We start from the raw sequence: 8,257 nt of genomic DNA, 5'->3' as shown, positions 1-8,257 counted from the left end.
GGTCTGACCACTAGTGGTCAGACCTTTTTAGGCTTAAATTAATCTTAAAAATCATTCAGCTTTCTTCGTCTTGGTCGCTCTTGTTTTCTTCTCGGGCTGGGCACGGCGGAGGCGGAGCACCTGTGCGGAACGCGGGGGAAGGTAGAGGCGGAGCCATTCACGTCCGGAGGGAGCGAAGAGAGGATCGTTCTGAGTGAGATGGCTGACAGTCTCGTCGATGTTGCCATAGCCGCCGAATTCGGGATTGTCGGTCGATAGCACGACATCATACTCACCCGCCGGGGCAAGGACTCCATAGCCGGTGAACGCCTTGGAGGGATTGAAGTTGAAGACAAACACGAGGTCGCCGCGCATGTAGGCAAGCACCTGGTCGTCGTCCTTCTCCCAAAGCTTCACGACGGGAAGTGACTGGAAATTATAGACACCCGAAATGAGGTGGACCATAGCGTTGTCAAACGCATTTAGCAATTCATATTTCAAATCCTTGCGGTCGACGAGATCCCACTGGCGACGGGCATACTTATAGCTCCAGCCATTGCCTTCGCGGGGGAAGTCGATCCATTCCGGGTGGCCGAACTCATTGCCCATGAAGTTGAGATAACCGCCGTTGATGGTCGATGCAGTCACCAGACGTATCATCTTATGGAGCGCCATGCCACGGGCAACGACCATATTGTCGTCGTCCTTCATCATGTGCCAATACATTTCTTTGTCGATAAGGCGGAAGATGACAGTCTTGTCGCCAACGAGCGCCTGGTCATGGCTCTCGACATAGGAGATTGTCTTTTCGTCGGCGCGACGGTTGGTCAACTCCCAGAAAATAGAGGTCGGGTGCCAATCCTCGTCTTTCTTCTCCTTGAGAACCTTAATCCAATAGTCGGGGATACCCATTGCCATACGGTAGTCGAAGCCGATGCCACCATCCTTGACAGGAACGGCAAGACCGGGCATACCGCTCATCTCCTCGGCGATGGTGATAGCGTTGGGATTGATCTGATGGATAAGTTTGTTGGCGAGGGTGAGATATGTGATGGCGTTCGTGTCCTGACCGCCGTTGTAGTAATCATCATATCCTCCGAATGCCTGACCGAGACCGTGGCTGTAGTAGAGCATCGAGGTCACACCATCGAAACGGAAGCCGTCGAAACGGAATTCCTGAAGCCAGTATTTGCAGTTTGAGAGGAGGAAGTTGAGGACGTCGTTCTTGCCATAGTCGAAGCAGAGCGAATCCCATGCCGGGTGCTCGCGGCGACCGTCACCGTAGAAATACTGGTCATAGCTGCCGTCGAGACGTCCAAGACCCTCGACCTCATTCTTTACGGCGTGGGAATGGACAATGTCCATGATGACGGCGATGCCGAGCTCATGTGCGCGGTCAATAAGACTCTTAAGTTCTTCGGGAGTGCCGAAGCGGCTCGAGGGAGCGTAGAAGCTCGACACATGGTAGCCGAACGAACCATAATACGGATGTTCCTGAATGGCCATAATCTGTATGGCATTGTAGCCGTCGGCTGCTATACGCGGGAGGATAAGGTCGCGGAATTCAGCGTAGGTGCCGATACCCTCTCTTTCCTGAGCCATGCCGATATGGCACTCATAAATGAGTAGCGGACGGGTGTCGGGGCGGAAACGGCGCACCTTCCACTTGTAAGGTTCGGGTGCCCAGACCTGGGCGGAGAATACTTTGGTGTTCTCGTCCTGCACGACGCGGGTGGCGTAGGCTGGGATGCGTTCACCCTCGCCGCCGTCCCAAGTGACCTTCATCTTGTAGAGGTCGCCGTGATGGAGATCGGTAGGTTTGAGTTTGATTTCCCACACACCGTTTTTCTTCGGTTTGAGGGCATATTTTTTCATAAGCTTCCACTTCGAGAAGTCGCCTATGAGATTGATGGCAGTAGCGTTTGGTGCCCATTCGCGGAACACCCAGCCTCCGTCGGCAGTGCGGTGAAGACCGAAAAAGTTGTGTGCGTTTGCAAAGGTATCGAGTGTGCCTTCAGAGCCGCAGAGTTCGGCTTCCTTGGCAAGTGCGTCGTTGTGACGGCCGACAATCGCGTCGGTATAAGGTTCAAGCCAGGGATCATTCTTAATAATGTTGAGAGTCTTCTTTTTCATGGGGAGAATCGATGATTAGTCCGGAGAAGTATTGTAAATTCGAATATATCAACCCGCCGGAAGCGGGCTTTGTTTCCACAAACTTAACAATAATTTTCCAATAATCAGCTATAATCAAATATTTTTTATGTCTATTTAAGTTTCTATCTGACCTTGCAACCGGAGGGAGTTCAGAAGATTCCGAGCCCATAGATAAACACAAGCCCTATACAGGCAGGAGCGACGTAGCGCAGACAGGCAACCACGACCGTGACCATCCACGGACGCACTCCGCTGTCCTTGCCGATAAGTTCACGACGAACGATACTCTTGTCGAGCACCCACCCGACGAAGATGGAGATAATCATGCCGCCTACGGGGAGAAGAATGTTGGACGATAGATAGTCGAAAAGGTTGAACACCGTCAGTCCGCAAACCGTCCATCCCGACAACGCTCCGAACGAGAGGGCACACACCGCACCGAGCACCATGGCGACGGCGGTGTTGCAAATCGTAGCCTTCCTGCGCGAGTAGCCGAACTCGTCAGTCATGTAGGCTATGGTGATCTCGCTCATGGATATTGTCGATGACAGCGAGGCAAGGAAGAGAAGGATGAAAAACAGTGTCGACCACAGCATCGAGCCGGGCAGATGCATGAATATCGAGGGCAAGATTTCAAACACAAGTTTCGGTCCGGCTGCAGGTTCCATCCCGAAGGTGAATACTGCCGGAAAAATGATGACTCCGGCAAGAATGGCCACCAAGGTGTCGAGCGAGGCCATTATCCCGGCAGTCTTCAGCAGAGGCGTATCCTTCTTGAAATAGCTCGAATATGTGATGAGGCAACCGAGTCCGAGACTGAGCGAGAAGAATGCCTGTCCCATGGCACCGAGCATGACTGACGGTGTCACTTTCGAGAAATCAGGTTTGAAAAGGAATGTCAGTCCCTCCCCGGCGGCAGGCATACGCAATGAGTTGATGCAGAAGACCACGAGGATTACGAAAAGCAAGGGCATCATGATATTTGACATCTTTTCGATACCTTTCTGCACACCTCTCGAAAGCACGATATAGTTCAGGGCAAGAAATATCAGTGTCCACATCAGCGGCCGCCAGTCGGAGGTGGCGAAGCCGTCGAAACGGTCGTGGAGACCATCGACCGAGCTGATGCCGCCGAAACCTGTGAGCGACTGGTAGATATATTCCAGCGTCCATCCTGCCACAACGGAATAGAAACTGAGAATCAATATGGAAGCCAAAAGGCCGAGATAGCCCACGATTCCCCACGGCTTGCCGGGAGCAAGCGCGCGGAAGGCTCCACGGACATTCAATCCGGTGTGACGCCCGATGATGAACTCGGCACACACAACAGGCACACCTATTATAAATATGAAGAAGAGGTCGATGAGCAAGAAAGCTCCACCTCCGTGGACACCGGCCTCAAAAGGGAATCTCCAGATATTACCAAGCCCGACCGCCGAACCGACAGTCGTCGCAATCACTCCAAGACGAGTGGTGAACTGAGCGCGTTTTTCAGTCATAGTTATGTTGTGCTATGTATTTTCCTTTAAATTTTTACCGATTGAATTTGATGGTTTGCTGACAGAAAACGTGAGGGTGACATGCTGCAGTCCATGTGTTGGCAGACATTCAGCATTCATTTGTCATCACTCTTCATAACATCAGTCAACACGGAATTGTTAAATCCACTGATCAATCTACCGACCGAAACTGACACAGGCTTCTAAAGGTCAAGCATTGTTCATATTTTTTCTGACGTTACTTAAAAAGCCGACAGGATTCAGTCAACAGAAATGTCATATTGAGCCAAAAGCCTCTCGACATCTTTCTTCAGCTCCGGGATATGGCGCACCACCAATCCCCAAAGGAATTCAGGCTTAACCGAATCATAACCATGTATTATACGATTACGCGTATCAATCACAGCTTTAGCATTTGGAAGAGGGAAATCACGTTGAATCTTTAAAATTCTATTTATAGCCTCACCCATTATCTCTGCTTTGCGTTCAACCGCACTTCTACGAAGATAGTCCTTTTCAAAGACATCATAACGCATTGGATAGCCCTCAAAAAAGCTTTCCACCTCCATTATTGCCTTTTTGACATCATATAGGTAAACTGCGATGTATTCATCCATAAATCATCCTTTTTTTTCGGTCGACAGATGCCTTGAATAGAGGATTAAGATTGTCTCCATACTCTATCAGATCCACCTGTCTATTAAACAATAGCTCCAGGGCATCGCGCAAATTAAAATAATTGCTTACATAATCAAACGTATCGGGATTGATGGGCTCAAAGTCAACAAGCAAATCCACATCGCTATCCTCATTGAATCTATCCGTAAGAATAGACCCAAAGACAGCCAGCGACTTCACCCGATGCAGACGGCAAAGCTCAAAAATTCGTGCCAGATTCAATTCAATCAGTTTCATATAGCGCAAAGTTAAGCATTCCATTTAACAATTAAACGCTTATCTGCAGAAAATCGCATCACCGCCGGATCCGGTCGACAAAAACTTAGAATAATAGAAACCTCATATTCTTACGATTTTAAAGCAATATCATAAGAACGAGTATCAATTGATTGTTTTGCATTTATATTAGTTCTCATGGCAAGCATTATCGCTTCTCCTACCAATGCAACTTCTGCCAGCAGATAATGCGATTTCCCACCTACTGAAATCGTCGAACCCGCAATTTCAGCAGTGGACAATAGCTGCTGCCGAAACTCGCTATCTTCAAAATATGTAGCACTCCCTACGGCAAAAGCTGTCCCTGACGGACTAAGATTGAACAATACGGGGCCCGCGTCAATATCAAATCCAAATATGCAGGATTCATTCCAGTACTCTTTCACTCCACACAACCATCCGTCCTGCATAAAGAACTTCTTTAATTTACCATATTGTTCATAAGCGAATGCACTATCTATTAAACTAAGATAATAACAGCTTAAGGCCGAATAGGAGCCTTTTACCGGACTATCTATCTTTTGGCCGGTAATATTTGAAAGAAAAGAGACGAGTAACCCGGTCTCATTGTCAAGCCAATCTTTTTTTGCTTTATCAATCCATTCTGTTACTGTTGAAGAATACAAATAATCATTACTGTTAACTGAATACCGAGACAAAGCTACTATAGCAACCAACATATCAGGTATGTATATATTCTCCTCCGGATATGTCGGAAGATTCATAATACCACTTTCTTTTATTCGCCGGTTCATTGTCTCGCATAATTCGCCATAGATGTCATCATATTTTGATGAACCTCCTATCTCCTTATAATTTCCTATCATCCATGCCAAATGACTTAAATAAGATATGTGGCTGTGATTTCCTGCGAGAGTTTCCAACGGATCCTCACCCCACCGAAACTTATCATATAACCGCAGATCTTCTGACATAACTATTTTAATTAGATCATCAATCCGCACGACAGATTCCTCTCTTGTTTCAGGATATAGATAAGCCATATTGACCAACGCTTGCGAAAGCATCGAACAGGAATATAGTGCCCACTCGCCAACAAATTGGAAATCCATCCCACCGGGCATTTCTCTCAATAGTTGACGTGGTGAAGTTATAATTCGATCAACCAAATATTTTCGTCTTTCCAACAAGTTATCCCTTTCCCTATCAAAACTGCCGTTCGACCAACATGCACATGTAACCCATATAAATTTCACTATCATTAGTGACAATACAATTCCACTGATTAACACAAGCCAAAATCTCTTTTTATAAAAAGTAATAAGCTTGTTTTTCAGTATCCAATGAATGGACCTAAGTTCTTTCATCATGTTTTTATTCAGGGATCATAAATAATATGGTTTTGACATCTTATTTTTTGATTATATCATTTTATTATATCTGGACACTTCAATGAATCTGTTCAGGTTACAGCTATCCATCTGCAATAAAATTAAGTTTATACAAATTGTATGACAAAATTACGAAAATAACATAAGCCATTAAAATGGAGTGGAGAGGGTATTTATTCCATCTCCACTCCAATACATTCTTAATTAACGTCAACCTTATGTTTTTTAGTCATTAATAAAACTATCAATGTATACTTCAGTATTTACAGGTAATGCGGTTTCAGAAACAACGAATTTTTCTATTTCCATTCCTTTAAACCAGTTTTCCAATACTGAGATTAAAGCATCATGCTGTTTCGGTGTATAAGGATTGACCTCAAGCATCAACACTTCCAAGTCAGTAAGACCTTTATGTTTCAAAATCAAAGAAGAGCCTTCAATCGATAAAGTTTGTGGAAGGACATAGGAATAAGCTTTGCCATCAACGACCTTATTATCCTCATGATACAAATACCCATCGGTCAGTATAACCAATATATTACGGTAACCTTTACGGATGCAAAGTTTGTCCACAATACCATTGCTGAAAAATCCCCAAATATCGCTACCTACCCAACGCTTTTGGGCAATAGTTTCATCGTATATTTGCGTCAGATTTTTCTGGAAATTTGTTTTCATTTCCATTAGCTCCACTTTCTTTTGCTTTAATTCAGTCTTGGCTAAATCCACATTCAAACCTTTAGCCAATTGCGCGACTTCACTGATATTAGGTGTTGGATAAAAGAATATCTGAAAATGATTCTTACTATTAATAATTTTCCCGCGTGTAATACAATCCTTGATAAACAAATCCACAAGATGATTTATTATCGCTGTATCTCTTTCCATCTGTGATGGTGAAAGCTCTCTTGTTAACCTATCTGATAAATCAAGGTAAACAGAAATATTCAAAGGCCAATCAGCTTTATTGCCCTTGCTATCAACATTAGAGGCCATGCCTTCTTTCTGCTCATGCGAAGTCGTGCAATTGGAGAATAGAAATATCGCACATACTGAGACAAACAGTAAATAAGTTATCTTTTTCATTGCATTTATATTTTTTAATTGAATAATTGCTGTATGGTTGTATTATAAATCTGATTTGCCTGCTGTTGCTCAGAATTACTACGACTAAGCGCGTTCATCATGGTCATCCAACCGGAAAAGAATTCACCGAGTGCAGTCTTTATAATATGAGGATCATAATGAACATTATCCGATAGAGAACCCATTAATGATTTCTTTTTGTTTTCCAGTTGCTCCAACTCAGCTTTAACATTTACTATCGCTTGCTTTTCTTGAGAAATTGCATCCTGTTTACCACGCAGACTCTCTTCTATCTTTAAAATTTCTTTTCGATTCGACCTTAAGTCCTCATAAGCTGTCATAGACATGTCAAAAACTATGCCCCATATTATATAAACGATGAACCCACAGAAAATTACAGCCCATACATTTACATCTTCAACAGCCATTCCGATATTGAAATCAGGGAATTCACCTAATTTCGTCATTACCTCAATATCATATATTTTCTTAGCAATCAGATAAGCCAATATGCAATCAAAGATAAATGTTATCAACAATACACTGAAAGTTTTTAAATACTTTGTCCATGACTCCTGCTGCATAAAAAAATGCAGGCCATAACCTAATCCCATAAAGATAATTGGAGCACACAGTATAAAGATTACCTCTCCAAAACCATCCGCTAACGCATGAGGAATCGCCTGTGGGTCAAACATGGCAGCTCCAATTGATATATCTCCATCAAATTGTTTAAAGAATGCGGAATAGAATGTCGAACTATAGAAAACGACAAGATACAATGTAAGCACCGACAAGATAACCAGACCTAAAATCAGTTTTACCTTTGCCATCTTATTTACCTCTCCATGTACACTTTTAGCCTCAATCAATTTTTCTTTCAACTGAGAGACAGCCTCAGCTAAATCCGATATCTTATGTTCGGATTTTTCACGTTCGGCATTCAACTGTGTTATTTGAGACGTAGTATCATCTATCTGATGCGATAATTCCTGTTTATGCTTCCTTTGCAGTTCCTCATCATCAATCTGTCTCTGTTTCTCTGTATTATACACGCGTGGTAAAAACGCACTTAAGGCAGGCAAACTTGCGGTCACTTTTCCACAGATACGTGTACCATAGTAAACGTAGGTCTCATCCTGCATTTTAGCATCTTCATTTATATATACTGTTGTATCCGAACGATCTGTCTTTGTCTGAAACAGACTCGCCACACTATCGTAAATTGCCATA

General features: G+C 44.0%; 7 protein-coding genes. All 7 read right to left on the bottom strand.

What is annotated here, in order from left to right:
• Positions 1 to 51: 51 nt before the first annotated feature.
• The 7 genes from QZ310_RS06035 to QZ310_RS06005 all read right to left on the bottom strand — a co-directional run bounded on the left by QZ310_RS06035 (position 52) and on the right by QZ310_RS06005 (position 8,256).
• Positions 52 to 2,112, bottom strand: a complete 2,061-nt coding sequence (locus QZ310_RS06035) for an alpha amylase C-terminal domain-containing protein (RefSeq protein WP_297071434.1) — start codon at positions 2,110 to 2,112, stop codon at positions 52 to 54.
• Positions 2,113 to 2,282: 170 nt separating this feature from the next.
• On the bottom strand, positions 2,283 to 3,632 hold the full coding sequence (locus QZ310_RS06030) for a sodium-dependent transporter (RefSeq protein WP_297071432.1): 1,350 nt from the start codon (positions 3,630 to 3,632) through the stop codon (positions 2,283 to 2,285).
• A 260-nt stretch (positions 3,633 to 3,892) separates the two neighbouring features.
• Positions 3,893 to 4,249: a HepT-like ribonuclease domain-containing protein gene (locus tag QZ310_RS06025; protein ID WP_297071430.1), complete on the bottom strand. Its 357-nt coding sequence runs from the start codon at positions 4,247 to 4,249 to the stop codon at positions 3,893 to 3,895.
• The gene (locus QZ310_RS06020; RefSeq protein ID WP_297071428.1) at positions 4,242 to 4,547 is read right to left on the bottom strand and encodes a nucleotidyltransferase domain-containing protein; all 306 of its coding nucleotides are present in this window, start codon (positions 4,545 to 4,547) and stop codon (positions 4,242 to 4,244) included. Before QZ310_RS06020 ends, QZ310_RS06025 begins: the two co-directional genes overlap by 8 nt.
• 110 nt (positions 4,548 to 4,657) lie before the next feature.
• The gene (locus QZ310_RS06015) at positions 4,658 to 5,917 is read right to left on the bottom strand and encodes a hypothetical protein (protein ID WP_297071426.1); all 1,260 of its coding nucleotides are present in this window, start codon (positions 5,915 to 5,917) and stop codon (positions 4,658 to 4,660) included.
• A gap of 246 nt (positions 5,918 to 6,163) precedes the next feature.
• Positions 6,164 to 7,024, bottom strand: coding sequence for a hypothetical protein (locus tag QZ310_RS06010; RefSeq protein WP_297071424.1), 861 nt, complete (start codon positions 7,022 to 7,024; stop codon positions 6,164 to 6,166).
• Positions 7,025 to 7,038: 14 nt separating this feature from the next.
• Entirely contained in the window at positions 7,039 to 8,256 is a 1,218-nt protein-coding gene (locus tag QZ310_RS06005) for a hypothetical protein (protein WP_297071422.1), read from the bottom strand.
• Position 8,257 lies beyond the last annotated feature (1 nt).

The organism is uncultured Duncaniella sp., from assembly GCF_910577345.1.
Lineage (GTDB): Bacteria > Bacteroidota > Bacteroidia > Bacteroidales > Muribaculaceae > Duncaniella.
This window is presented reverse-complemented; position numbering and strand designations above follow the sequence as displayed.

Excerpts from the sequence above, each read along its gene's own strand:
- QZ310_RS06035 (WP_297071434.1), bottom strand. The coding sequence starts at position 2,112 with ATGAAAAAGAAGACTCTCAACATTATTAAGAATGATCCCTGGCTTGAA.
- QZ310_RS06030 (WP_297071432.1), bottom strand. The coding sequence starts at position 3,632 with ATGACTGAAAAACGCGCTCAGTTCACCACTCGTCTTGGAGTGATTGCG.
- QZ310_RS06025 (WP_297071430.1), bottom strand. The coding sequence starts at position 4,249 with ATGGATGAATACATCGCAGTTTACCTATATGATGTCAAAAAGGCAATA.
- QZ310_RS06020 (WP_297071428.1), bottom strand. The coding sequence starts at position 4,547 with ATGAAACTGATTGAATTGAATCTGGCACGAATTTTTGAGCTTTGCCGT.
- QZ310_RS06015 (WP_297071426.1), bottom strand. The coding sequence starts at position 5,917 with ATGATGAAAGAACTTAGGTCCATTCATTGGATACTGAAAAACAAGCTT.
- QZ310_RS06010 (WP_297071424.1), bottom strand. The coding sequence starts at position 7,024 with ATGAAAAAGATAACTTATTTACTGTTTGTCTCAGTATGTGCGATATTT.
- QZ310_RS06005 (WP_297071422.1), bottom strand. The coding sequence starts at position 8,256 with ATGGCAATTTACGATAGTGTGGCGAGTCTGTTTCAGACAAAGACAGAT.